This window comes from Actinokineospora auranticolor (genome assembly GCF_002934265.1).
In the GTDB taxonomy this organism is placed as follows: domain Bacteria; phylum Actinomycetota; class Actinomycetes; order Mycobacteriales; family Pseudonocardiaceae; genus Actinokineospora; species Actinokineospora auranticolor.
In genome coordinates this window covers 419,947-444,300 of the sequence record NZ_PTIX01000003.1, presented here as the reverse complement: position 1 = coordinate 444,300, position 24,354 = coordinate 419,947, and the positions used below count along the sequence as shown (strand labels likewise).

Here is a 24,354-nt window from a genome sequence, read left to right as displayed (position 1 = left end):
GGCACAAAGCACCCACAAGGTCGCTTTTGGCCCGGCGGAGACCCACCCGAAACGCTAACCTCTCGTGGCCGATTCACCCACAAGGAGAGGGGCCGTTCGTGTCGGAGACCGAGGAACGGCGACGCACAGGCATCTTCAGAACGAAATCCGTCGAGCAATCGATGGCCGACACCGACGACCCGAGCACCCGGCTGCGGCGCAACCTGTCGACCTGGGACCTCATCGTCTTCGGCGTCGCGGTCGTCATCGGGGCGGGCATCTTCACCCTGACCGCGCGCACGGCCGGTGACCTCGCGGGCCCGTCGGTGTCCATCTCGTTCGTCATCGCCGCCGTCGCCTGCGCGCTGGCCGCCCTCTGCTACGCCGAGTTCGCGTCCACGGTGCCCGTCGCGGGCAGCGCGTACACCTTCTCCTACGCCACTTTCGGCGAGTTCGTCGCGTGGATCATCGGCTGGGACCTGATCCTGGAGCTCGCGGTCGGCGCGGCGGCGGTCTCCAAGGGCTGGTCGGTCTACCTGAACACCGTGCTGGGGTACGTGTTCGACTTCGACTCGTCGCAGGTCACCGCGACGGTCCTGCACCTCGGCGGGCTCAGCGTCGACTGGGGCGCGCTGCTGCTGGTGGTCACCCTCGCCACGCTGCTGACCATCGGGACCAAGCTGTCCTCGCGGGTCAGCATGGTCATCACCGGCATCAAGGTGCTCGTGGTGATCTTCGTGATCGTCCTCGGCCTCTTCTACGTCAAGGCCGCCAACTACACCCCGTTCGTGCCGCCGTCGCAGCCCGGGGGTGCGGGCCACAGCGGTATCGAGCAGTCGCTGTTCTCCCTGCTCGCCGGTGGGGACGGCAGCTCGTTCGGCGTGTTCGGCCTGCTCGCGGGTGCCTCGCTGGTGTTCTTCGCGTTCATCGGCTTCGACATCGTGGCCACCACCGCGGAGGAGACCAAGAACCCGCAGCGGTCGGTGCCGCGCGGCATCTTCGGCTCGCTGTCGATCGTGACCGTGCTCTACGTCGCGGTGTCGCTGGTGCTCGTCGGCATGGTGTCGTACCAGCAGCTGGCCACCACCGTGAAGCCGGACGGCAGCTCCAGCAAGAAGACGCTGGCCACGGCGTTCTCGGTGAACGGGGTCGACTGGGCGGCGCAGATCATCTCGGTCGGCGCGCTCGCGGGCCTGACCACGGTCGTCATGGTGATGATGCTCGGCCAGGTCCGGATCACCTTCGCCATGTCCCGCGACGGCCTGCTGCCGCGCAAGCTCGCGCGGACCAGCCGCCGGGGCACCCCGGCGCGGGCCACCATCGCGGTGTCCGTGCTGGTCGCGATCGCGGCGACCTTCTTCGAGGCGGACAAGCTGGAGGAGATGGTCAACGTCGGCACGCTGTTCGCCTTCGTGCTGGTCTCCGCCGGGGTGATCGTGCTGCGCCGCACGCGCCCGGACCTCAAGCGCGCGTTCCGCGTGCCGTGGGTGCCGGTGATCCCGGTCCTGGCGATCCTGGCCTGCCTGTGGCTGATGCTGAACCTGACGGTGCTGACCTGGCTGCGGTTCATCGTGTGGATGGTCATCGGCGTGGTCCTGTACTTCGCCTACAGCAAGCGGCACTCGCTGATGGGCAAGCGGGAGCGCGGCGAGGCGATCGAGCCGGAGCCCGTGGCCGCGCGCGAGCCGTAGGCACGGCGAACCCGCCGGACTCGTAGGATCGGCGGCCGTGCCCTTCCTCTGCCTGGACATCGGTTCGACGTGGACGAAGGGCGCGGCCGTCGCCGACGACGGTCGCCTGCTCGGTACCGCGCAGCACGCCACCACCCCGCCCGAGGTGCTCGACGGCGTCGGGGCCGTGCTGACCGCGCTCGGGCTGGGCCGTGTCGAAGTGCTGGCGTGTTCGTCGGCGGGCGGTGGCCTGCGGTTGGCGGTGGTGGGCCAGGAGCGGCTGGTCAGCGCCGAAGCCGGGTACCGGGTGGCGCTGTCGGCGGGGGCCAAGGTCGTGCACGTGTCGGCTGGCGAGCTGAGCAACGTGCGGGCGCTGCGGGCCGCGCGGCCGGACGTGGTGCTGCTGGTCGGCGGCACCGACGGCGGCGACGAGCGGGTGCTGCTGCACAACGCGCGCAAGCTGGCCGCGAACCGCGTCCGGGTGCCGATCGTGCTGGCGGGCAACGCGGCGGCGCGTGCGCGGGCCGCCGCGGCCCTGGCCGGGTGCACGGTCGTGGCCACCGACAACGTGCTGCCGGACGTGGGCGACCTGGCTCCCGACCCGGCCCGCCGGGCGATCCGCGAGGTGTTCCTGCGGCACGTGATCGGCGGCAAGGGCCTCTCGCGCGGCCCCCGCTTCCGCGCCATGGTCCGCACGGTCACCCCGGACGCGGTGCTGGCGGGGGTGTCCCGGCTCGCGTGCGCGTCGGCCGAGACCGAGGGCGCGGTGCTGGTCGTCGACGTGGGCGGCGCGACCACGGACGTGTACTCGGCGGTGTCCACTGTGGAGTCCACCGGCGCGGTCGTCGCGCTGCCCCCGGACCGGCGGTCGGTGGAGGGCGACATCGGCATGCGCTGGTCGGCCCCGGGCATCGTCGCGGAGGCGGTCGCCGAACACCTGCTCGCGGACGACACCTCCCTCGCCGCGGCGGCGGAAGCGCGCGCGGCGGCGGTCGGGTTCGTGCCGTCCACCCCGGAGGAGTCGTCCGTGGACACCCGGCTCGCCGCGCTGGCCGCGGTCCTGGCCGTCCGCCGCCACCTGCGCGGCATCGACGGCAACCTGGGCCCCCGCGGCGCCACCCTCCTGGTCCTGTCCGGCGGCGTCTTCCGGCACGCGACCCCCGAGGCGCTGACCGCGGTCGAGGAGACCCTGCGCGCGGACCCCGTCCTGCGCCCGGTGCTGCGGCACGCCCGCGTGGCGGTCGACCGCGACTACGTCCTGGCCCCGGCGGGCCTGCTCACCCAGGCGGGCCACACCGAGGCGGCCACCCGCCTGCTGGGTTCGCTCGCGGGGTGCAGCGGATAGCGCTGCCCACCACGTCACCCTGGTGGAGAACAGGGGGACCGCATGCGCAAGCGCCTAGTCCTGGCCGTGGGTCTGCTGGCGACCGGATGCGGCACGTCGACGATCGACGCCGCACCGGTACCACCCGTCACCAGCACGGTCAGCAGTGTCGTGCGGGTCGTGACCGGCGGTAGCGCCACCGCACCGCCGCCCGGGCGCCCGTTCGACCTGTATGCCCACTGCGGCACGATCTACTACGGCGTGCGGACGGTGGTCCGGTAGAGGTCGGGCTCCAGGTAGATCAGCCGGGCCGAGGGGACCGCCTTGCGGACCCGGGCCTCGGCGTCGTCGATGGCCCGGGCGACGTCCTCCATGGGCAGCCCGGGGCGCAGCGCGATCTTGGCCGCGACCAGCAGCTCCTCCGGGCCCAGGTACTGGGTGCGCAGGTGGATGATCCGCTCGACCTTGCCGGTGGCCAGCTCGTCCTCGATCTTGGCCAGCTCGTCCGGGGTGGCGCCCTCGCCGATGAGCAGGGACTTCATCTCGATGATCAGGATGATCGCGATGACGCCGAGCAGGATGCCGATGGACAGCGTGCCGATGCCGTCGAACACCGGGTCGCCGGTGATCACCGTGAGGCCGACGCCGAGCAGGGCCAGCACCAGGCCGAGCAGGGCGCCCGCGTCCTCCAGCAGCACGACCGGCAGCTCCGGGGTGCGCGACTGGCGGATGAAGCCCCACCACGACACGTCGCCCTTGATGGCGCGGGATTCCTTGATGGCGGTGTAGAACGAGTAGCTCTCCAGCGCGACCGCGACCACCAGGATGACCACCGCGACCAGCGGGGACGACAGCTTCTCCGGTTCGGCGACCTTGTGGATGCCCTCGTACAGCGCGAACACCGAACCGAGGGTGAACAGCAGCAGCGCCACCACGAAGGAGTAGAAGTACCGGTCGCGGCCGTAGCCGAAGGGGTGGTCCTTGTTCGCCTTGCGCTGGGAGGTCTTCTGCCCGAGCAGCAGCAGGCCCTGGTTGGACGTGTCGGCCACCGAGTGCACCGACTCCGCGAGCATCGACGACGAGCCCGTGACCAGGAAGCCGACGAACTTCGCGACCGCGATGCCCGCGTTGGCGCCCAACGCGGCGAGGATGGCCCTCGTGCTGCCTCCTGCGGACACTGTGCTGCTCCCTGCTGACGGCCCGATATGTCGGGGTGAGCCTATAGGTGCGTGGCTCGTGGTTGAGCCCGTCCTCACGATCGCGGCTACTCGGCGGCAGCCGCCCTACCAAGTCGGGACGGTGCCGGGTGGGGATGAGGGGGTGGATGACGGGAGAAAGTGTCAGAGCGTGTCATGCTCGGGCGCTTCAGCACCGACGGTTGCCACAAATACCTGAGCCCGATCACCGCCCGTCGACCGCACCGCCAGGTCCCCGTCACTCGCGGACACCCACACCGACCGGCCCCGCGGCACGACGAGATCGCCCACCGCCACCTCGCCCCCGGTGCACACCAGGATCGCCGGTCTCCGCGACGGCAGCACCACCTCGTCGGTCTCGCCCGCCGACCACTCCACCCGGGACAGTTCGAACTCGGGGGCGTCCGTGCGGTACGTGCGCAGCCGACCCGCCTGCTCGCCTGTGGACACCGGCATGTCGCCGCAGCCGAAGTCCAGCACCCGCAGCAGTTCCGGGACGTCGACGTGCTTCGGGGTGAGCCCGCAGCGCAGGATGTTGTCCGAGTTGGCCAGGATCTCCACACCGGTCCCGCGCAGGTAGGCGTGCAGGTTGCCCGCGGGCAGGTAGATCGCCTCGCCGGGCGCGAGCACCAGCCGGTTGAGCAGCAGCGCGGCCAGCACCCCGGCGTCGCCCGGGTAGTTCTCGGCCAGCTCCAGCACCGTGCGGCACTCCTGGGCGAACTCGCCGCGGGCCTTGAGGTGCGCGACGCAGGCCTCCAGCAGGTCCGGCACCAGCCGCTCCAGCGCGATCTGCGGCAGCGTGATCCAGGTGGTGAACAGCGCCCGCAGGCCATCGGAGTTGGGCTGGCCGACCAGCAGGTCGATGTGCGCGGACAGGCCCGGGGTGCGCAGCTGCTCCAGCAGCGCGATGGTCCGGTGCGGGTCGCGGAAGCCGGCGAGCGCGTGGAACTCGGTGAGCGCGCACAGCAGCTCGGGCTTGGCCGTGGGGTCCGGGTAGTTGCGGTTCACCGCGTCGCGCGCGATGCCCGCGGCCTCCTCGGCGGCGTAGCCCTCGGCCGCCTGCACCGCGGACGGGTGCGCCTGCATGCTCAGCGGTTCCTCGGCGGCGAGGATCTTCAGCAGGAACGGCAACCGGTTGCCCCAGCGGGACGCGGTGGCGTCGCCGAGCTGGCCGGTCGGGTCGGCCTCGATGCCCGCGAGCAGCGACCGCTCGGCACCGTCGCGGCCCACCAGGTACGACGGGTCGCCCGGGTGCGCGCCCATCCACAGCTCCGCCTCAGGGTGCGGTGCGGGGACCGGTCGGCCGAGCATCTCGGCGATGGTCGTCCGCGATCCCCACGCGTACGGCCGCACCGCGTTGCGCAGCAGCTCCACTGGCTCTTCACTCCCTCTTGCGACCCGCCGCCCGCCCGCCGCGGTCGTCGAGTCGTCGCACTGCGGCGCGCGGCGCCGGGTCGCGGTGCCTGCCGCGTCCACGCCACGTCCGCCTCGTCGTTGGGCCGTGGTCGGTCTGACCACGGTTCGTCGGTTCACCCTGTTCCGGTCTCGGTGGGACGGTCCATCACCGGGAGGATTGTCGGTTGCCCGGTTTCGGCGTCGACACCCGGTGGGTCCACGGTGCGCTCGTGGCCCCCGGTTCCCGCGGGCCCGGCCCGCTCAGGCGGTCGCGGGTGCGTACCGCCCGGTGCCGCCCGTGGTGCCCGCGGCCAGTCCCAGGTAGAGGGCGGCGAGCTCGAACCGCAGCGCCAGCACCCCGGCGCAGGTGGGCTCGTCGGCGGTGATCTCCTCGGCCGGGGCGAGCACGTCCGCGCCCGGCAGCGTCTCGGTCGCCTGTCTGCGCACCGGGTCGCCCGGTTGCGCGCGCACGGCCAGCAGCAGCACCCGCGGTGGCAGGGCGGCCGGGCCGTCGAAGTCGTCGGGGTCGGCGAAGATGTCGCGGCCCGCGGTGGCCTTCACGGCGGCGCGGTGCAGCGCGATGCGGCTGCTGGCCTGCGGGTAGCCGACCACGTCGCAGACCAGGTCGGTGTGCGTGCCCAGCACCTGCACGGCGTGCCTGCCGACGGCGGTGGCCACGTGGTCCAGGCCCCACAGCAGCGGCGCGTGGTCGGCCAGCCGCAGCGCCAGGGTCTTGGCCGGGTTGACGAACGACTCGTGCTGCGGGTGGCTGCGCTCGGCCTCGCGGTCGAGCTCGTCGGCCAGCAGTTCGCTGTCGAGCCGCAGCAGCCCGAGGGTGTCGAGGGCGAGCAGGCCCGCGGTGTAGGCCTTGGCGAAGCCGAAGCCGGGGCGCACCGCGATCCGGGGCGCGATCAGCACGGCCTTGCCCGCGGCGGCGGCCGCGACCGGGCCCTCGGCGGGCGCGGTCAGCACCACGCCCGCGCCGAAGCGGCCCGCGCGGTCCACCCCCTCGGCGAGGACGACGTCGCCGGGTTCGTCGGTGTGCGCGATGACCACGTCCAGCGCGCCCACCCACGGCGGCACCACGTCGGTGACCACCAGCGGCACCGGGCACGACGGCAGCAGCAGCTCGGCGAGCAGCCGGGACACCGCGGGCCCGAGCCCGGGCCGGGTGATCAGCACGATGGCCCGGGGCCGCTGCCCGGCCAGCCGGTCCAGGCCCGCGTCGCGGGCCGCCTCGGCGGTGGCCCGGACCTGGGCACCGGCCATGGCGCCCGCGCGCAGCAGCCCCTCCTGGTCGGCCGCGCCGAGCCGGGCGGGGTCGTCGAGCAGGCTGTCGTCCGGCACGGTGGTCACCCCTCGCCCTGGCCCGATGGCTCGACGGCCTCGTCGAGCAGCAGCACCGGGATGCCGTCGCTCACCGGGTACTGCCTGCCGCACTCGGTGCACGTCAGCACGTCGGCCTCGGGGTCGTCGGGCGTGCCGACGGCCAGCGGCGCGTGGTCGTCGGACGGGCACGCGAGGATGTCCAGCAACCGCGCGTCCAGTGTGACTGCCATGGTGGTCCTCCTCGTTGGTGTCCAGTGTCCCAGGCGGGTACGGGAAATCGCAGCTCAGGCCCGGACGATCGCCAGCACCTCGTCGCGGATGGCCGCGACGGCGGCGTCGTCGGCGGCCTCGATGTTGAGCCGCAGCAGCGGCTCGGTGTTCGACGCGCGCAGGTTGAACCAGCCGCCGTCGGGCAGCTGGACGGTCAAGCCGTCGAGCTCGTCGAGCACCACGCCGTCGCGGGCGCCGAACTCGGCCTTGATCGCGGCGAGCCGACCGGCCTGGTCGGCGACCGTGGAGTTGATCTCACCGGAGGCGGCGTAGCGGTTGTACTCGCGGGTCAGCTCGGACAGCGGGCCCGGCTGGCCGCCGAGCGCGGCGAGCACGTGCAGCGCGGCCAGCATGCCGGTGTCGGCGCGCCAGAAGTCGCGGAAGTAGTAGTGCGCGGAGTGCTCGCCGCCGAAGATCGCGCCGGTGCGGGCCATCTCCTGCTTGATGAACGAGTGCCCGACGCGGGTGCGCACCGGCTGGCCGCCGTGCTCGGCGACGATCTCCGGCACGGCGTGCGAGGTGATCAGGTTGTGGATCACCGTGCCGCCCGGCTCCTTGGCCAGCTCGCGCACCGCGACCAGGGCGGTGATGGCGCTGGGCGAGACCGGGTCGCCGTGCTCGTCGACCACGAAGCAGCGGTCGGCGTCGCCGTCGAAGGCCAGGCCCGCGTCCGCGCCGACCTCGCGCACCTTGGCCTGCAGGTCGACGATGTTCTTCGGGTCCAGCGGGTTGGCCTCGTGGTTGGGGAAGCTGCCGTCGAGCTCGAAGAACAGCGGCACGACCTCCAGCGGGAGCCCCTCGAAGACCGTCGGCACGGTGTGCCCGCCCATGCCGTTGCCCGCGTCGACGACCAGCTTGAGCGGTCGGATCGCGGACAGGTCGACCAGCTTGCGCAGGTGCGCGGCGTAGTCGGCGAGCAGGTCGCGGGTCTCCACGGTGCCCTTGGCGCGCTCCGCGGAGCGGACCATGTCGCGGTTGTTGGTGCTGCCGCCCGCGCCCGCCAGCGCCTCCGGACCGGCGCCGAGGGTCCGCTCGACGTCGCCCTGGATCTCGGTGAGGCCGGAGTCCTGGCCGACCGGGGCGGCGCCCGCGCGGCAGAGCTTGATGCCGTTGTACTTGGCCGGGTTGTGGCTCGCGGTGAACATCGCGCCGGGCAGGTCGAGGCTGCCGGAGGCGAAGTAGAGCATGTCGGTGCTGGCCAGGCCGATGCTGACCACGTCGAGGCCCTCGTCGGTGACGCCGTCGGCGAAGGCGTCGGCCAGGCCCGGGGAGGAGTCGCGCATGTCGTACCCGACGACCACGGCGGTGCCGCCGACCAGTCGGGCGAAGGCGGCGCCGATGGCCCGCACGAGGTCTGCGTCGATCTGCTCACCCACCACGCCGCGGATGTCGTACGCCTTGAAGACACCGGACAGGTCGCGCACGGGGGACTCCCAGGGGTCGGGGCGGTGACCGCCTCCCGGCCACCCGCGTTTCCTCGTGCAGGAGCCTACCGGCGGTCCGCCCGCGCCGATGGTCAGTCCGCCCCGGGACCGGGGACCGGCGGGATTCGGCCGCGTGCCACCGCCTACCGGGGCCGGTGGTGGACCGGGGCGGTGGCGGGTCGGCGGACCGGTGTCCGGATCGCGCGCCGCGGTTCAGTCGGTGACGGGGTCCGGGAGGACCCGCAGGTGGCCGCGCCTGCCCGACTGGGTGCCCGGCTCGGGTTGCTCGACCGGCCGGTCCACCCGACCGGCCTCGCGCACGGCCTCGGCCAGCGCGGTCAGGTCGTCGACGCTGGGCTCGGGGAGGGCGAACGCGCCGTCGTGGCGGACCACTTCCCAGCCGCGCGGCACGGTGAGCCGCAGCGCGTGCTCCTCGCACAGGTCGTAGCTGTGCGGTTCGGAGTAGGTGGCCAGCGGCCCGACGACGGCGGTGGACTCGGCGTAGGCGTAAGTCAGCGTGGCGACGGCCGGGTTGATACACCCGGTTCGCGAACACCGCCGCACGCTCCGCACGATCGGTGACCATAGCGCCTTTCCGGCGTCCTGCGCCCCAAGTGCCCCACGACACGCCCCCGACACGCCCAACCGGCCCACCTCACCCACCCGCGTACCCTGCTCAGGGTGGTGACGGCACGCAGTTCCCGGCGGCGCGGCAGACGCAACCGCGACCGACACGGCCGCGGTCTGCGCGGCCCCCTCTACCCGTCGACGCTGCCCGCGGCCAGCACCAGAGCGGAGAAGTTCGACGCCTTGGTCCTCGACGCGCTGGAGCCGATCGAGGCGCGGTGGCGCACGGAGTTGACCAAGCTCGACGTCGCGGTGGACGACGTGCCGGAGGTCACCCCGGACGCGCCGGACGGCGTGCTGGCCGACAGCGGGGTGCCGCTGGCCCGGCTGGTGCGCGCGGGGGTCGACAAACGGGGACAACCGACCCGGGCGCGGATCGTGCTGTACCGGCGGCCGCTGGAGGCGCGGGCCAAGGACAGCGTGGACCTGGCGGACCTGGTGCACGACGTGCTGGTGGAGCAGGTGGCCACCTACCTGGGCCTGGACCCCGGGGTGATCGACGGCGAGGCCTAGTCCGGCCGCTCGGGGCGCGCCGGGATCGCGGTGAGCAGGATGAACAGCGCGAGTGCCGCCTGAACCAGCAGCAGGGCGCCGCGCGGGCCGCCGGGTTGTTCGACGCGGACCTCGGCCGCCCGGGTGGGCAGGTTGACCGCCACCGCCGAGCCCCACACCCGCACCACCGGCACCGGCCTGCCGTCGACCGTCGCCTGCCAGCCGGGTTCCTCTTCGGCGGTCAGGACCAGCAAGCGGCCTTCCGCGCCGTCCGAGACCCGGACGGCGACGCCGGGCGGTCGGGCGTCCACCGGCACGACGCCGTCCGCGCCCGCGGGCAGCCGTCCGCCGGTCAGCGCCTGCCGGGCCACGTCCGGTGAGGTCAGGTAGACCGCACCGGAGGGCACCAAGATCCGGAACACGGGCCGCCCGTCCGACACGGCCGGGGCCGGTTCGACCGTGCCACCCGCCCTCCGCCGAAACGCCTCCCCCGTCTCGGCGTCCGGCAGCACCAGGTACAGGACGCCGATCACCGCCGCCCGGGAAACCGCCGCCTGGACCCGGTTCTCCTCCGCCGCCAGCAGATCCCCGACGAGCAGGCCCAGTCGGGTCGACGCGGACGGCGTCGGCGCCAGGTCGTCGTCCCCGAACCGGGGCATCCGGCCCACGACCTGGCGCACCGAGTCGCCGACCACGAGCACCGACCGACCCGTCGACCTCAGCTCCGCCGCCACGGTCGACACCAACCGGGGACCGCCGCCGGTCTCCAGCGGCCCCGACCGACCCGCGCCGACCGCGCCGACGGCGAGCACCGCGATGGCCACGAGCCCGGCCCCCACCAAGGCGTGCACCGGGACGACGACCCGAGCGCCGCCCGTGCGCACGACACCGAGCAGCGCCCACAGCAGCCCCCACCCGACGATCAGCAGCGGCACCCCGGCCCAGGCCCGCACCTGCGCGCCCCCGGCCAGCGGCATCGCCGACACCGCACCGGTCAACGCGACGCCCGCGACCCCCAGCGCCGCCAAACCCAAGCCCGGCAACGCGTCCCGGCCCGGCCGCAGCGCGAGACCGACCAGCGGGGCCAGCACCACGACGGCCCCGATCCACGGCCAGGCACCGGGTCCACCCGCGTGCAGGCCCACCAGGTCGAGCACCGACGGCGCGGGGGTCGGCAGCGGCGCGCCGACGCCCTGCAGCACCACACCCGGGTGCTGGATGACGACCGCGGGCCACGGCAGCAACAGCGCCAGCGGCATCAGGACCAGCAGGAACAGCCCCGCCCCGCGCCGCGTCCCGGCGCCGGGCACCAGGACGAACCCGACCAGCGCCAGGACGACCAGCGTCAGGTGGGCCAGCGGCGCGAAGGCCCCCGTGACCGCCAACCCGATCGCGGTCCCGGCGGTGGTGGCGAGCCAGGTGTGGTCGCCCGTGCGACCGCGCACCAGAAGGGAAGTCACACCGGAGGTCACCAGCGGCAACAGGATGTGGACGACGACAGCGTCCAGCCGCCCCTGCGACACCGCGGCCGTCGCCGGGGGCAGGAGCGCGTAGCCGACGGCGAGGAGTGCGCGCACCCAGCGGTGGACCGGGGCGCGGCGGGTGGCCAGGTACGCGCTCAGTCCCGCGAGCGGAAGGTCTGCCAGGAAAAGGAAAGCGACCACGGCGGCGGGCCCGCCCCATGGCGCGGCGACCGTCCCCAGAACCCCCAGCACGGCCAGCGCGGTGGGGGCGGGCGCGGCCGTTCCGCCCGCGACCCCGTGCCAGGTGGCCACGTAGTCCGACCAGACCTGCCCCAGGTCCGGCACGGGCAACAACCGCCCGCCCGCCAGGTCGATCCCCCACCGACCGGAGTTGACGACAACCGCCAGGACGGACAACCCGACCAACAGCAGCAACGGCGGCGACAGCGCCAACGCGCGCAGCACCCGGGTCCGGTCCACCCGCACCAGCAGCAGTTCCGGTTCCGGCGTGGAACCGTCCCGCCGGACCGGTGACGGTCGCGGTGCCGGGCTCGGCCGCGATCCCGTCGGGAGATCGGTCGGCAGCGCGACCGCCATGGCCGGTGCCGGGCGCCGCAACCCGGTGCGGCGCGGCCTGCCTTGGACCCCCTCGGGCAATAAGTCCGGCTTCAGCGGCGGGCGCGGCGCGGCCTCCGGCGGTAACCACACCGCGGCCGGGTCGTAGTCGCTCGGGAGCCTGCCCAGTGCCGCGTCCGCTTGGACTCGCCTGCGCACCAAGGTGGAAATCCCGGCGCGGACCGCGGCGCGGAACCGGGTCGGCCGACTGGTGAACAGGCCGCGCACACTGCTCGTCCCGATCGCTTTCCGCGCCGCCCTGGCGGATCGCAGCCGCGCGCCGCCCGCGAGCAGGTAGCCCAGCGCGCGCAGTTCCGCGCGGGCGTCCGGCAGGCGGCGCAGCAGGGCGAAGCCCAGGGCGCGCAACAGGCACAGCAGCGTGAGGCGCGGCACACCGAGCAGGAACGACACCGCGGCGCAGTTGACCAGGTACGCGCGGAGGCCGTGCCCCCGGTCCACCGCGCGGGTTCGCGTGCCGAGGCGGCCGGTGTCGGCGGCGATCGCCCTGCGGCCCGTGGCGAGCGCGCGGACGTGCCGGAGGCGGGCCGACGGGACACAGAGGACGACGTGCCCGGCGCGGTTGGCGCGCCAGCCGAAGTCGACGTCCTCGCGCAGCACGCCGAACGCGCGGTCGAAGCCGCCGAGCCGGTCCCACACCGCACGGCGCACCAGCAGACCGGCGGACGGCACCGCGAGGACTTCCGTGCTCTGCTGGTAGGCCTGCCCGTCCTGGCCGCGGCCGAGCCTGCCCCAATCCGGTTCGGACGGTCCGACGCCGGTGCGGTGGTGCCCCGAGGCGTCGGTGGACAGTCCGGCGGCCACGACCAGGCGCGGGTCGTACCAGTCGACGACGAGCGGGCCGAGCACGCCCGCCGACGGCGACACCTCGGCGGCCAGCAGCAACGTGCCCAGGCAGTCCGGGTCCGGCGCGGAATCGTCGTGCAGCAACCAGATCCAGCCGCCCGGGTCACCCCAGCGCTCGACGGCGTGGTCGACCGCCGCGTGCACGGCGGCGGCGTAGCCGGTGGCGCTGTCGAGGGTGAGCACGCCGTCCACCACGCGGTCCGCGCCCTGCGCGGCGTCCGCGAGCAGCGCGGCCGTCCCGTCCGACGAGCCCGTGTCGACCGCGAGCACGTGCCGGGGTCGCGGACTGGAGTGCCGCAGCGCCGAGAGCACCTGCCGCAACCACTCGGCGCCGTTGTGGCACACCAGGACGGCCAGCACCGGCGCGGTGCGCAACACCGGTGCGCCACGGGACAGCGCCTGGCGCGACCGAGCGGGCACGGACCAGCACACCTCCGCTCGCGACGGCACCTACCGGGACCGCCCACCGTACGGCGGCCGACCACCGCGCGGAATCCGGGCGCCCCGGATCGACTCGCCACCGTTATCGACGCGCGGCCCGCCGCCCTTGAGCCCGGACTCCCCAGTCGGGCTCGCGGTCGACCCGGCTCCGCGCCGGATCGCTCAAGCGCGGTGCGCTAGACCGCCTTCTTCTTGAGCTTGCGGCGTTCCCGTTCGGACAGACCACCCCAGATGCCGAAGCGCTCGTCGTGCGCCAAGGCGTACTCCAGGCACTCCGCGCGCACCTCGCAACCGAGGCAGATGCGCTTGGCCTCGCGGGTGGATCCGCCCTTCTCCGGGAAGAACGCCTCCGGATCGGTCTGCGCGCACAGGGCGCGCTCCTGCCACTCCTGCTCCTCGGTCTCGTCGAAGAACCCGGACAGCACGTCCAGGTCATCCACGGACCGCTCGCCCCACTCCACGACGCGGCCCCCGTCACCCAATCCCTGCATGTTCGCCCGCCTCCTCGCCTTCCGCACTCCCCGGCTGGCGGATGCCATAGGCCATCCCCGTGGCGAATGACATCGATGTGATTACACCCGTGTCTCCGCGGCGGGTCAAGCGCAGCCCCCGAGAGGGTGATGGGCTATGCGCACCCTGTACCCGATCGTGTGCCCGCCGAAACGGCCCCGGTTTCCGGTACCGGCCGGCGGGCAACCGAGAGACATTGCCACACTGGTGTCGTGCAGCGATCAGCGGTCCGCCCGTCACCGGTCTTCCTCGGCCTGCTCCTGCTGACCGTCGGCGGCGGGTTCCTCGCCACGGTGGAGGGGGACACCGCTCGGCAGGCGGGGGTCTTCGTCCTGGTGGCGGCGGGCTGGGTGGTGTCGCTGTGCCTGCACGAGTTCGGGCACGCGATCGTCGCCTACCGCGGTGGTGACCGCGAGGTGCTGTTCAAGGGCTACCTGACGCTGGACCCGCGCCGCTACACCGACCCCGTGCTGAGCCTGGTGCTGCCGCTGCTGTTCCTGGCCATCGGCGGCCTGCCGCTCCCCGGCGGCGCGGTGTGGATCAACCGGCACGCGCTGCGCTCCCGAGCGGTGTGCTCGAGCATGTCGCTGGCCGGGCCGATCGCCAACCTGGTCGTGGCCTTCCTGCTCGCCGTGGGCATGGGCATCCTGACCCCGGACGGCTCCCTCGCCAGGGGCGCGGCCGTCCTCGACCACCCCGTGCTGGCCGGGTTGTCGTTCCTGGCCACGCTGCAGCTGGCCGCGTTCCTGATCAACATCCTGCCCATCCCCGGCCTCGACGGCTGGGGCGCGCTGGAGCCGTACCTGTCCTACGAGGCGCGCAAGTTCGGCGCGAAGGCCCAGATGTGGGCGCCGTTCATCCTGTTCGCGGTGCTCATCGCGGTGCCGCCGGTGAACGAGGGCCTGTGGTACGCGGTCAGCTCGATCTACGACGCGTTCGGCGGGAACCTGTCGCTCGCCTCCTACGGCCAGGACCTGTTCTTCTTCTGGCGCTCTTTCTAGGATCCGACCGCCCGAGATCAACGATGTGAAATCCGGTGACCCGGCCGACGGGTCGCCCCGAGCGTGCGAGGATCGCCGAGTCGTGAAGGTTGTCGTGCTCGTCGGCGGGGTCGGGGGAGCCCGATTCCTGCTGGGTGTGAAGAAGTTCCTGGGTCTGCCGCCGGTCGGCCCCGCGCCGGAGGGGGCGCCGCACGAGGTGACCGCGGTGGTGAACACCGCGGACGACATCTGGTTGCACGGGCTGCGGATCTGCCCGGACCTCGACACCTGCATGTACACCCTCGGCGGTGGCATCGACACCGAGCGCGGCTGGGGCCGCACCGAGGAGAGCTGGACGGTCAAGGCCGAGCTGGCCGCCTACGGCGCCGACCCGGACTGGTTCGGCCTCGGCGACAAGGACATCGCCACGCACCTGGTCCGCACCAGGATGATGCGCGCGGGCTACGAGCTCTCCGACATCACCGCCGCGCTGTGCGACCGCTGGCAGCCGGGGGTGCGGCTGCTGCCGATGACCGACGACCGGGTGGAGACGCACGTGGTGATCGACCGGCCGGGCACCGGCGAGCGGCAGGCCGTGCACTTCCAGGAGTGGTGGGTGCGGCACCGGGCCGAACCGCGGGCGCGGTCGATCGTGCCGGTCGGCGCGGACGAGTCCACGCCCGCGCCGGGTGTGGCGGAGGCCGTCGGCGCGGCGGACGTGGTGTTGGTCGCACCGTCGAACCCGGTGGTGAGCATCGGCACGATCCTGGCCGTGCCGGGGTTGCGGACCGCGCTGCGCAAGACCGAGGCGCCGGTGGTCGGGGTGTCGCCGATCATCGGGGGCAAGCCGGTGCGCGGCATGGCCGACGCCTGCCTGGACGCGATCGGGCTGGAGACCTCGGCGCAGGCGGTCGGGCGGCACTACGGCTCGCGCCCGTGCTCGGACAGCGGCGTGCTCGACGGCTGGCTGGTCGCCACGGGCGACACCGCCGACGTGCCCGGCGTGGCGGTTCGCGCGGTCCCGCTGCTGATGTCCGATGTGGACGCCACGGCGGCGATGGTGCGGGCGGCCGTCGAGCTGGGCGGGGTCGACCTTGGCTGAGCGGTCCGAACCCGGCGAGGTGCGGCTGCTGCCGGTGCGGGGGCTGCCGGAGTTCCGCCCCGGGGACGACCTGACCGGGGCGGTCGCGGCGGCGGCGCCGTGGCTGCGCTCGGGGGACGTCGTGGTGGTCACCAGCAAGGTCGTGTCCAAAGTAGAGGGACGACTGCTGCGGGTGCCGACCGACCCGGACGCCAGGGACGCGGCCCGGCGCCGGGCCGTGCTGGACGAGGCCGACAAGGTCATCGCGCGCAAGGGCCGGACGCTGATCACGGTCAACAAGCACATCGGCGTCGTGCAGGCCGCCTCCGGCGTGGACGCCTCGAACGTCGCCGGTGACGAGATCGCGCTGCTGCCCGCCGACCCGGACGCCTCGGCGTTCGCGCTGCGCGCGGGCCTTCGCGAGCGGCTGGGCGTCGAGGTGGCGGTGGTGATCACCGACACCATGGGCCGGGCGTGGCGGGTCGGGCAGACCGACGCCGCGATCGGCGCGTCCGGGCTGCGGGTCGTGCTGTCCTACGCGGGGTCCGTCGACGCGCACGGCAACGAGCTGGCGGTCACGCAGATGGCCGTGGCCGACGAGATCGCGGGCGCGGCCGACCTGGTCAAGGGCAAGCTCGGCGGCGTCCCGGTCGCGGTGCTGCGCGGCTTGGCGATCGTCGACGACGGCTCGACCGCGCGCGACCTGGTGCGCCCGGTCGAGGAGGACCTGTTCCACCTGGGCACCGCCGAGGCGATCACCCGGGGCCACCGGGAGGCGGTGCTGCTGCGCCGCTCGCTGCGCGAGTTCACCGACGAACCGGTCGACCCGGCGGCGCTGCGCCGCGCGGTGGCCGTGGCGCTGACCGCGCCCGCCCCGCACCACACCCGACCGGTGCGGTTCGTCCGGTTGACGGCCAAGCGCGCCGAGCTGCTGTCGGCGATGCGCGAGGCGTGGGAGGCCGACCTGCGCGCGGACGGGCTGCCCGAGGAGCGCGTCCAGCGGCGGGTGGCCCGGGGCGCGCTGCTGCACAAGGCCCCCGAGGTGGTCCTGGCGTTCGTGGTGCCGGGCGGCGCGCACGACTACCCGGACGAGCGGCGGTCGACCGCCGAGCGGACCATGTTCACCGTCGCGGGCGGTGCCGCCGTGCAGGGCCTGCTGGTGGCCCTGGCCGCGGAGGGCCTCGGGTCCTGCTGGGTATCCTCGACGATCTTCTGCCCGGACGTGGTGCGCGCGGTCCTGGCTCTGCCGGACACCTGGCGTCCGCTCGGCGCGGTCGCGGTCGGGCACCCGCCGGAGGAGCTGGTCGCGCGCGAACCCCGACGGGCCGAGGGCCTGCTGGAACTGTGAGCGAGGGGTGAGGAGTGAGCCTGCACGCGGACGCGTGGTCGACGCTGGCGTCGTGGCGGCCCGACTACTACACGCAGGAGGCGCTGCGCCAGGCGTTCCTCGGCTACCTCGCCGCGCGCCCGGACGCCTGCCAGCGCTCGTGCGCGGCGGGCCACATCACCGCGTCGGCGCTGGTGTTCGACGCGGGGGGTGAGCACCTGCTGCTGACCCTGCACCCCCGGGTCGGCAAGTGGGTGCAGCTGGGCGGGCACTGCGAGCCGTCCGACTCGACCCTGGCGGGCGCGGCGCTGCGCGAGGCGACCGAGGAGTCCGGGATCGCCGACCTGCGGATCGACCCGGTGCCGGTGCACGTCGACGTGCACCCGATCACCTGCTCGCTGGGCGTGCCGACCCGGCACTTCGACGTCCGCTTCGCCGTCCGCGCGCCGCGCGGCGCGCACCCGGTCCGCAGCGCGGAGTCGTTGGACCTGCGCTGGTGGCCCGTCGACGCCTTACCCGACGAGGACGGCGAACTGGACATGATGCTCGCCGTGCTGCGCTGATCCCTCTCCCGAACGGGTAGACCCGAAGGCGGTCCCGGCCATGATCCCGATCGACCCGGAGTCCCCGGTTCCCCCGTTCGAGCAGGTGCGGGTGGGCCTGGCCACCCGGATCAACGACCACACGCTGGCGGTGGGCACCCGGCTGCCGACCGTGCGGGCGCTGGCCACCGACCTGGGGCTCGCGGCGAACACCGTGGCCAGGGCGTACCGGGAGCTGGAGGAGGCAGGCCTGGTCGAGACCAGGGGTCGGGCGGGCACGTTCGTCAGCGCGGCGGGCGACCGCACGCTGGAACGCGCGCGGCAGGCCGCCGAGCGCTACGCGGAGGTCACCCGCAGCCTCGGGGTGACTCCCACCGAGGCACTGAACATCGCCCGCGCCGCACTGCGCGTCGACTGAATCCGGTGCTAGCTTCGCCCGCGTGACCATGGATCCGACCAGTTCCAACACCGACGACGGCCTCCTGGACTCACTCCTGGAGGCGGCCCACCGGCACCGCCTGAACGGGAAGCCCGACCGGGCCCTCACCCTGCTGCACCAGGCGATCTCCCTCGGCGGGGAGGACCGGGCCTACGCCAGGGCCACCACCGCCGACCTGCTGTTCTCCATCGGGGAGGTCGAGGGCGCGCGGGAGCAACTGCACTTCCTCCGGACCGAGACCCCCGTCTGGTCCGCGCCCTGCCAGCTGGTGGCGGAGATGGCGGGCGACCGCGGCGAGCTCCCGGAGGCGCTCTCCTGGTACGACCTGGCGCTGGCCAACCTGCCGGAGGAGGACATGGCGGAGATGGACGGCCCGAACGCCGGGTACTGCTTCGCCAACAGCCTGCTCAACGCCCGCAACCGGGTCCGGCGGGCGATGGACCGCCCGCTGGACGACTGGGACAACATGACCATCGATTTCAAGGACCGCTGATCAGAACGAGCGGTAGTCCTTGACCGACAGGCGCGGGCCGAAGCGCGGCTTGGTGAAGCCGCTCGCCTCGATGTAGCGGACCGCGCGGTGCCGGTGCGGCGCGTAGGGCGCCAGCAGTTCCAGCATGCCGTTGTCGTCGGTCTTGCGGCCCGCCAGCGCGTACCCGACCAGCGCGGGCACGTGGAAGTCGCCGACGCTCACCGCGTCCGGGTCGCCCCAGGCCCGCTGCGCCACCTCGGCCGCGGTCCACACGCCGATCCCCGGCACCTTGCGCAGCAGCAACCGGCCCTCGACGCCGCGCAGCTCCGCCGCCCGCTCCAGCCGCCCCGCGACCTGCGCGGCGGCGATGATCGCCCGGCGGCGCGCGCTGTCCACGCCCGCCCCGTGCCACTCCCAGTCGCGGATGCCCAGCACCGCGCGCGGCGTCGGCGGCACCCACATCCCGGTCGGCACCGGCCCCGGCGCGGGCACCCCGAACCGCCTGGCCAGCTCCCGCCACGAGCGGTGCGCCTCGGTCCCGGTCACCTTCTGTTCGAGCACCGCGGCCAACAACACGTCCCAGACTCGCCCGGTAGCGCCGAGGCGCAGGCCGGGCAGCGCGCGGCGGGTCTCGGCGATGAGCGGGTGGTGCGCCTGGAAGCCGGTGTCGTCGTCATCGGCGCCGAGCAGGGCGGGGACACCCTCGACCAGGGCCTCGGCGCCCGGTCCCCAGGCGTCGGCGACGACCTCGCCCGCCTGGCGGCGCAGCCGCAGCGCGCCGGGGCCGTCGGCGGTGTTGGCGGCCAGCCAGGCGCCGGTGGGATCGCGGCGACAGGCGGGGTCGCCGGGGCCGCGGCGCAGCGGCCGCAGGAGCGCGTCGAGGTCGAGCGGGTAGCCGGGCGTCCAGCGCCGGGTCCGCTCCCCGAGCGCTGGGGTCGCCGTCATCATGGGGACCGTACCCGCCGGTTGGTTACCCTTGTTCGACCCGCCCGTCCCCCCGGCCGCGAGAACACGAGGTTCCAGTGACGTCGAACGTTCCGGAAGACCTGTACGTGGTGGTGCCCGCGGGCGGTAGCGGGACGCGGCTGTGGCCGCTGTCGCGGGCCGGGAACCCGAAGTTCCTGCACGCGCTGACCGGCACCGAGCGGTCGCTGCTGCAGGCCACCTTCGACCGGCTCACGCCGCTGGCCCCGCCGGAGCGGCTGCTGGTGGTGACCGGGACCGCGCACGCCGCGGGCGTCGCCCGGCAACTGCCGGAACTGCCCGACCGCAACATCCTGGTCGAGCCGTTCGCCCGGGACTCGTGCGCGGCCATCGCGCTTGCCGCCGCGGTCATCCACCGGCGCAGCCCGGGTGCGGTCATGGCGTCCTTCGCGGCCGACCACCTGATCACCGACCAGGTCGAGTTCGCCTACACGGTGGGCCGCGCAGTCGACGGCGCGCTCGCGGGCAACCTGATGACAATCGGCATCACCCCGACCCGCCCGGAGACCGGCTACGGCTACCTCCAGTGCAGCGAACCCGCGCGGCGGGCGGAGATCCAGCCGGTGCGCGAGTTCAAGGAGAAGCCGACGCTGGAGGTGGCGACCCGGTACGTGGAGTCCGGGTCGTACCTGTGGAACGCCAGCATGTTCGTCTGGCGGGTCGACGTGTTCCTCGCCGAGTTGGCCGCGCGCCGCCCGGACGTGGCCGAGCCCATCGGCCGCATCGCCGACGCCTGGGACACCGACGCCCAGGAGGACGTGCTGGCCGAGCTGTGGCCGACGGTGCCGAAGGTGGCCGTGGAGTACGCGGTCATGGAACCGGCCGCGGCGGAGGGCAAGGTCGCCACCGTGCCGGGCGACTTCGGGTGGAGCGACATCGGCGACTTCGAGACCGTGGTCCGGCTGCTGGGCACCGACGTCGGCGAGGGCGGCCGGTCGTTCGCAGGTGGGGTGCCGGACAGCCGGGCGGTGGTGGTGGACGGCTCGGACGTGATCGTGGTGCCCGCGGGCGGCAGGCTGGTGGCCACCCTCGGCGTGCGCGACCTGATCGTCGTCGACACCTCGGACGCGGTGCTGGTCTGCGACCGCGACCGGGCCCAGGACATCAAGAAGCTGACCGAGATCCTCCGCGACCGCGGCGAGGCGGAGTATCTCTGACGCGGGTTTCGGCGCTTGATCGCCCTCGCCCGCTGACGCGGCGTGCCGGGCGGGATACTCTGGTGTGGCACGACCAGCGGACCACAGATCGACGTAGGAGAGGCCGCTACCCATGGACCCCCGTGACCGGGCCGACGCCATCCTGGCACGTGCCCGCGCGCGCGGCGCCTACGTCGTCACCCCGGAGAGCGCCATCTCCCCGATGGACGCCGCCGCCACCTTGCAGATCCCCCGGGCCGTCGTCTCGGCGATAGACGAGGCTGACCCGGACGTCACCATGGTGTTCCCGACGGCCCCGGCCGCCGCCTACCGCCCGGAAGACGAACTCCCGGCGATCGCCCAAGAGGCCGCGACCCAGTCGCTGGCCTCCCCGGGCCGCCCGACCGAGCGCCTCACCAGACCACCCCACCACAACCCCAACCACTGGCCCGCCTAGCGCCGGCCGCGGGTACCCGAACGCCTTGACAGTGGCACAACCGCTGTCGGCAGGCGATCGGGTCGCTTTTCACGTACGCGAAAGTGCGCTCGGCTAACGGGTTTCCAGGCGCAGGCGCAGGGCGAGGCCCGCCTTCACCGCGGCGCGTACCGGTGCCCAGGCAGGCCCCTTGTGGCGGTCCGCGATGAAGCGGTAGGCGCTTTCGTGGTGGGCGGTGAGCATCTTGGTGGAGACCTTGGCCGTTGAGACGCCCTGGATGTGCATGACCTTGGCCGACGGCACGTACACGTTCTGCCAGCCCGCCTCCCCCAGGCGTTCGCCCAGGTCGACGTCCTCGAAGTACATGAAGTAGCGGGAGTCGAAGCCCTCCACCGAGTCGAAGGCCGTGCGGCGCAGGAGCAGGCACGAGCCCGACAGCCAGCCCGCCGCGCGTTCCCGGACGTCGGTGGCGGACTGCTTGTACTCCTTCGTCCACGGGTTGCCCGGCCACACCTTGCCCAGCACCCCGTGCCCGATGCCCTTGCCCAGCGACGGCACCTGTCGCGCGGACGGGTACACGGTTCCGTCCCGCTCGGTGATCAACGGCCCGAACGACCCGCCCCGGGGCCAGCGGTCGGCGGCGGCCAGCAGCTCGTCCAGCGAGCCCGGGCCCCACTCCAGGTCCGGGTTGGCCACCACGACCCAGCCGTACTCCGGGCCCAGGGCCGCGACGCCCCGGTTGGCGCCGGAGCCGTAGCCCAGGTTGCCCCCGGTGCGCACCAGTTCGACGTGCTCGTGCGCCGCGGCGGCGGCCTCCGGGGCACCGTCCACCGACCCGTTGTCGGCGAGGATGACCCGCACCGGGCGGGTGGTGGCCTCGGCGAGGGTCTGGACGAACCGCTCCAGGGTTTCGCCCGGGGAGTAGGTCACGGTCACCACGGCTAGCCGATCGCCGTATTCGGTCGGTTCAGCGGTCACGACCCGACATTGTGCACCGCCCGGTCGAGCCGCCGGTGCGCGGTCGGCGGTCACCACCGGGTGACAGGTACCCGACTAAACGTCCACATCGGACTTCGTGGCCGAATTGCGCCGACCGGCGGGGCGGATTCAGTCGATCAGGGTAAGGCGACCACCGAGCGGGGTGGGCCGAACAGTCCCCGGGGGTGGACGCGCCCGGTGGACGGGTGGCGTTTAGCGCGGTTGAACACCCATCACGCGCTGCGATGAGGCACGCTATGCCCGGGAAGGCACAACACGCGAGGGAGGCAGGCTTGGCCGAGGGCACCCCGACGACCGGGTCGCGCACCCCGCTGGTGACGACCGTCCCGCACGCGGGCCCGGACCAGTGCCGCCCGCACCGGCGAAGGAGGGGGTAGCCGCAATGCCCAGGCCCATCCGCGTGCTCATCGACGGGACGCCCCTGCTCGGCAACCGGACGGGGATCGGCCGCTACACCGCCGCGCTCGCCGAGGAACTGGCCTCCTCGTCCCATGTGGACATGCGCGCCGTCGCGTTCACGCTGCGCGGCTGGCGGGCGCTGCGCCGGGTGCTGCCGCACGGCGTGCGCGCCAGGGGCATCCCCTCCCCCGCCCGACTGCTGCGCGCGGCGTGGCTGCGCGGCGCGTTCCCGCCGGTCGAGCTGTTCGCCGGGCTGACCGACGTGGCGCACGGCACCAACTTCGTGCTCCCCGCCACCTTCCGCGCGGCGGGCGTGCTGACCGTGCACGACCTGAACTTCCTGGGCTACCCGGACGAACTGTCCCGGTTCGACACCCGCCTGCCGGAGCTGGTCAAGGTCTCCGCGCACCGCGCGGGCATCGTCTGCACGCCCACCCGCGCGGTCGCCGACCAGGTGGTCGAGCGGCTGGGCGTCTCGGCCGACAAGGTCCGCGTGACCCCGCTCGGCGTCGACCCGGCCTGGTTCACCGCCCGACCACCGAACCAGGACACGGCACGCAGGCTGGGCCTGCCGTCGGAGTACCTGCTCTTCGTCGGCGCGGCGGGCCCGCGCAAATCCCTCGACTGGCTGCTCAAGGCGCACGCGGCCACACCGGACCTGCCGCCCCTGGTCCTCACCGGACCGGACCACGTCGCGGGCGGCGGCCGCGTCCGCGCCACCGGGTACCTGCCCGAATCGGACCTGCGGACGGTGGTGGCGGGCGCGTCCGCGCTCGTGCTGCCGTCCCGGGACGAGGGTTTCGGCCTGCCGGTGCTGGAGGCCATGGCGTGCGACGTCCCGGTCGTCTGCACGGACGTGCCCGCGCTGCGCGAGGTCGCGGGCGACCACGCCCACTTCGTCCCGTTCGGCGACACGGAGGCCTTGGCCGCCGCGCTGCTCGAGGCGCTGGAGCACCCGTTGGACGCCGCGACCATCTCGGCGCGCCGCGCGCACGCCGCGACCCACACCTGGCGCCGCTGCGCGGAACTGACCGTGTCCGCCTACCGCGCGGCGGCGGGCCGGTAGCTACGGCCGGTACGCCGCCCCGTCGACCTGGAACGCGGCGGCCAGCGCCGCGCGCCACCCCCGCATCGGCGGCAGGCCCGATTCGCGCCACGCGCGGTCGGACAGCACCGAGTACGCGGGCCGCTTCGCGGGCGTCGGGTAGTCCGCCGTCGTGCAGGAAAGCACGCGCGCCGGATCCGCCCCCAACTCCTCGAAAACCGCCCGCGCGAACCCGGCCCACGTGGTCTCGCCGCCGCCCGTGCAGTGCAGCACCCTGGCCTCCGGTGCGGCATCGCCCGTCACGGCCTCGGCGAGCGCGACGAGCCCGGCCGCCAGGTCGCCGGTCCACGTGGGAGTGCCGACCTGATCGTCCACAACAGACAGTGTGTCCCGCTGGGATTCCAGCCTCGCCATGGTCTTCACGAAGTTCTTGCCGTGCGCGCCGTAGACCCACGAGGTCCGCACGACCCACGCCCGGGCCCCCGACCCGAGCACCGCGTCCTCCCCGGCCAGCTTGGTCAGCCCGTAGACCGACCGCGGGCCGACCGGGTCGCCGGGCTCGTACGGCTTGTCCGCGTCGCCGGGGAACACGTAGTCGGTGGACACGTGGATCAGCGGCACGCCCCGGGACGAGCAGGCCGCGGCCAGCACCCGGGGCCCGTCGGCGTTGACCGCGAAGGCCCGCCCCTGATCGGTTTCCGCCTTATCCACGGCCGTGTAGGCCGCCGCGTTGACCACGACCGGGCGCGCCGACGACGCGGCCAGCGCGGTGACCGCCTCGATCACCGCGCCCGCGCTCGTCAGGTCGAGTTCCGCGGAACCCGGCGCGCGCACGGACACGCCGGGCAGGGCGGCCAGTTCGCGGCCGAGTTGGCCGGAACCGCCGGGGACCAGGATGGTCAGGGGCGAGGACAT

The 24,354-nt window shown here is 73.8% G+C and carries 24 protein-coding genes; 13 read left to right on the top strand and 11 right to left on the bottom strand.

The annotated features are described in order from the left end of the window. Nucleotides 1-161 precede the first annotated feature (161 nt). The 3 genes from CLV40_RS08195 to CLV40_RS08185 are packed head-to-tail and all read left to right on the top strand — an operon-like array spanning nt 162 to nt 3,255. On the top strand, nt 162-1,670 hold the full coding sequence (locus tag CLV40_RS08195; protein WP_104478218.1) for an amino acid permease: 1,509 nt from the start codon (nt 162-164) through the stop codon (nt 1,668-1,670). 37 nt (nt 1,671-1,707) lie between these two features. Beyond that, nucleotides 1,708-2,994: a glutamate mutase L gene (locus CLV40_RS08190; protein ID WP_104478217.1), complete on the top strand. Its 1,287-nt coding sequence runs from the start codon at nt 1,708-1,710 to the stop codon at nt 2,992-2,994. A 42-nt stretch (nt 2,995-3,036) separates the two neighbouring features. Beyond that, nucleotides 3,037-3,255 (top strand): hypothetical protein, encoded by a 219-nt coding sequence (locus CLV40_RS08185; protein WP_104478216.1) that lies wholly within the window; start codon nt 3,037-3,039, stop codon nt 3,253-3,255. Here the strand turns inward: CLV40_RS08185 and CLV40_RS08180 are convergent. The 6 genes from CLV40_RS08180 to CLV40_RS08155 all read right to left on the bottom strand — a co-directional run bounded on the left by CLV40_RS08180 (nt 3,228) and on the right by CLV40_RS08155 (nt 9,160). After that, nucleotides 3,228-4,151 (bottom strand): cation diffusion facilitator family transporter, encoded by a 924-nt coding sequence (locus CLV40_RS08180; protein ID WP_104478215.1) that lies wholly within the window; start codon nt 4,149-4,151, stop codon nt 3,228-3,230. The two genes, CLV40_RS08185 and CLV40_RS08180, sit on opposite strands and share 28 nt — an antisense overlap. A gap of 162 nt (nt 4,152-4,313) precedes the next feature. Continuing rightward, nucleotides 4,314-5,543 (bottom strand): mannose-6-phosphate isomerase, class I, encoded by a 1,230-nt coding sequence (gene manA, locus CLV40_RS08175; protein ID WP_104478214.1) that lies wholly within the window; start codon nt 5,541-5,543, stop codon nt 4,314-4,316. A gap of 282 nt (nt 5,544-5,825) precedes the next feature. Next, nucleotides 5,826-6,920 (bottom strand): hypothetical protein, encoded by a 1,095-nt coding sequence (locus tag CLV40_RS08170; protein ID WP_104478213.1) that lies wholly within the window; start codon nt 6,918-6,920, stop codon nt 5,826-5,828. Continuing rightward, nucleotides 6,917-7,123 carry a Trm112 family protein gene (locus tag CLV40_RS08165; RefSeq protein ID WP_104478212.1) on the bottom strand — a complete coding sequence of 69 codons (207 nt, stop codon included), beginning with the start codon at nt 7,121-7,123 and terminating at the stop codon, nt 6,917-6,919. Before CLV40_RS08165 ends, CLV40_RS08170 begins: the two co-directional genes overlap by 4 nt. A gap of 54 nt (nt 7,124-7,177) precedes the next feature. Continuing rightward, entirely contained in the window at nt 7,178-8,587 is a 1,410-nt protein-coding gene (locus CLV40_RS08160; protein ID WP_104478211.1) for a phosphomannomutase/phosphoglucomutase, read from the bottom strand. A gap of 213 nt (nt 8,588-8,800) precedes the next feature. Beyond that, nucleotides 8,801-9,160 carry a DUF3499 domain-containing protein gene (locus CLV40_RS08155; RefSeq protein ID WP_181043372.1) on the bottom strand — a complete coding sequence of 120 codons (360 nt, stop codon included), beginning with the start codon at nt 9,158-9,160 and terminating at the stop codon, nt 8,801-8,803. Between the two features lie 108 nt (nt 9,161-9,268). Between CLV40_RS08155 and CLV40_RS08150 the strand changes: the two genes are divergently transcribed. Continuing rightward, complete coding sequence (locus CLV40_RS08150; protein WP_104478210.1) at nt 9,269-9,727, top strand: metallopeptidase family protein; 459 nt, start codon at nt 9,269-9,271, stop codon at nt 9,725-9,727. Here the strand turns inward: CLV40_RS08150 and CLV40_RS08145 are convergent. Then, nucleotides 9,724-13,068, bottom strand: coding sequence for a glycosyltransferase family 2 protein (locus tag CLV40_RS08145; protein WP_245931162.1), 3,345 nt, complete (start codon nt 13,066-13,068; stop codon nt 9,724-9,726). The genes CLV40_RS08150 and CLV40_RS08145 overlap by 4 nt on opposite strands. Nucleotides 13,069-13,265: 197 nt before the next feature. Then, a complete protein-coding gene (locus CLV40_RS08140; RefSeq protein ID WP_104478208.1) occupies nt 13,266-13,580 on the bottom strand; it encodes a WhiB family transcriptional regulator in 315 nt (104 codons plus the stop codon). A 231-nt stretch (nt 13,581-13,811) separates the two neighbouring features. On the opposite strand from CLV40_RS08140, the gene CLV40_RS08135 reads away from it, so the two are divergent. The 6 genes from CLV40_RS08135 (at nt 13,812) to CLV40_RS08110 (ending at nt 18,461) form a co-directional block, all read left to right on the top strand. Beyond that, the gene (locus CLV40_RS08135) at nt 13,812-14,600 is read left to right on the top strand and encodes a site-2 protease family protein (protein WP_104478207.1); all 789 of its coding nucleotides are present in this window, start codon (nt 13,812-13,814) and stop codon (nt 14,598-14,600) included. Nucleotides 14,601-14,682: 82 nt separating this feature from the next. Further along, nucleotides 14,683-15,681, top strand: a complete 999-nt coding sequence (cofD, locus tag CLV40_RS08130) for a 2-phospho-L-lactate transferase (RefSeq protein ID WP_104478206.1) — start codon at nt 14,683-14,685, stop codon at nt 15,679-15,681. Further along, on the top strand, nt 15,617-17,008 hold the full coding sequence (locus CLV40_RS08125) for a coenzyme F420-0:L-glutamate ligase (RefSeq protein ID WP_104478205.1): 1,392 nt from the start codon (nt 15,617-15,619) through the stop codon (nt 17,006-17,008). Before cofD ends, CLV40_RS08125 begins: the two co-directional genes overlap by 65 nt. Nucleotides 17,009-17,022: 14 nt before the next feature. Then, a complete protein-coding gene (locus CLV40_RS08120) occupies nt 17,023-17,550 on the top strand; it encodes an NUDIX hydrolase (protein WP_104478204.1) in 528 nt (175 codons plus the stop codon). A gap of 40 nt (nt 17,551-17,590) precedes the next feature. Next, nucleotides 17,591-17,947, top strand: coding sequence for a GntR family transcriptional regulator (locus CLV40_RS08115; RefSeq protein ID WP_104478203.1), 357 nt, complete (start codon nt 17,591-17,593; stop codon nt 17,945-17,947). Nucleotides 17,948-17,969: 22 nt separating this feature from the next. After that, entirely contained in the window at nt 17,970-18,461 is a 492-nt protein-coding gene (locus tag CLV40_RS08110) for a tetratricopeptide repeat protein (protein ID WP_104478202.1), read from the top strand. Here CLV40_RS08110 and CLV40_RS08105 read toward each other — a convergent pair whose 3' ends face one another. Continuing rightward, on the bottom strand, nt 18,462-19,385 hold the full coding sequence (locus tag CLV40_RS08105; protein ID WP_104478332.1) for a DNA-3-methyladenine glycosylase family protein: 924 nt from the start codon (nt 19,383-19,385) through the stop codon (nt 18,462-18,464). It abuts the gene before it with no gap. A gap of 77 nt (nt 19,386-19,462) precedes the next feature. Here CLV40_RS08105 and CLV40_RS08100 point away from each other — a divergent pair, with 77 nt between their 5' ends. Then, the gene (locus CLV40_RS08100) at nt 19,463-20,581 is read left to right on the top strand and encodes a mannose-1-phosphate guanylyltransferase (RefSeq protein WP_104478201.1); all 1,119 of its coding nucleotides are present in this window, start codon (nt 19,463-19,465) and stop codon (nt 20,579-20,581) included. 112 nt (nt 20,582-20,693) lie between these two features. Next, nucleotides 20,694-21,017, top strand: coding sequence for a hypothetical protein (locus tag CLV40_RS08095; protein ID WP_104478200.1), 324 nt, complete (start codon nt 20,694-20,696; stop codon nt 21,015-21,017). Nucleotides 21,018-21,110: 93 nt separating this feature from the next. Here CLV40_RS08095 and CLV40_RS08090 read toward each other — a convergent pair whose 3' ends face one another. Continuing rightward, on the bottom strand, nt 21,111-21,974 hold the full coding sequence (locus tag CLV40_RS08090; RefSeq protein WP_104478199.1) for a glycosyltransferase family 2 protein: 864 nt from the start codon (nt 21,972-21,974) through the stop codon (nt 21,111-21,113). 403 nt (nt 21,975-22,377) lie between these two features. On the opposite strand from CLV40_RS08090, the gene CLV40_RS08085 reads away from it, so the two are divergent. Beyond that, nucleotides 22,378-23,460 carry a glycosyltransferase family 4 protein gene (locus CLV40_RS08085; protein ID WP_104478198.1) on the top strand — a complete coding sequence of 361 codons (1,083 nt, stop codon included), beginning with the start codon at nt 22,378-22,380 and terminating at the stop codon, nt 23,458-23,460. Here the strand turns inward: CLV40_RS08085 and rfbD are convergent, their stop codons facing one another. Further along, on the bottom strand, nt 23,461-24,354 hold the full coding sequence (gene rfbD / locus CLV40_RS08080; RefSeq protein WP_104478197.1) for a dTDP-4-dehydrorhamnose reductase: 894 nt from the start codon (nt 24,352-24,354) through the stop codon (nt 23,461-23,463). It abuts the gene before it with no gap.